This window comes from Shigella sp. SIG3 (assembly GCF_053555855.1).
This window is the reverse complement of record NZ_JBQZXE010000301.1, coordinates 1-570: the sequence shown is the minus strand read 5'-3', so window position 1 is coordinate 570 and position 570 is coordinate 1. Positions and strand designations below refer to the sequence as shown.

Genomic DNA, 570 nt, shown 5'->3' with positions numbered 1-570 from the left:
AGCTGTGAGGACCGTGTCGCGCTCACATGGAACAATCTCCGGAAAACCCTCCTGGTCCATCAGGCATCAGAAGGCCTTTTCGATAATGATACCGGCGCTCTGCTCTCCCTGGGCAGGGAAATGTTCCGCCTCGAAATTCTGGAGGATATTGCCCGGGATAAAGTCAGAACTCTCCATTTTGTGGATGAGATAGAAGTCTACCTGGCCTTCCAGACCATGCTCGCAGAGAAACTTCAGCTCTCCACTGCCGTGAAGGAAATGCGTTTCTATGGCGTGTCGGGAGTGACAGCAAATGACCTCCGCACTGCCGAAGCCATGGTCAGAAGCCGTGAAGAGAATGAATTTACGGACTGGTTCTCCCTCTGGGGACCATGGCATGCTGTACTGAAGCGTACGGAAGCTGACCGCTGGGCGCTGGCAGAAGAGCAGAAATATGAGATGCTGGAGAATGAGTACCCTCAGAGGGTGGCTGACCGGCTGAAAGCATCAGGTCTGAGCGGTGATGCGGATGCGGAGAGGGAAGCCGGTGCACAGGTGATGCGTGAGACTGAACAGCAGATTTACCGTCAG

At 54.6% G+C, this 570-nt stretch carries 1 pseudogene; it reads left to right on the top strand.

From position 1 onward, the window contains the following. A pseudogene (gene ipaH9.8, locus ACUU1I_RS21080) lies at nucleotides 1-570 on the top strand (T3SS effector E3 ubiquitin-protein ligase IpaH9.8); the annotation flags it as partial.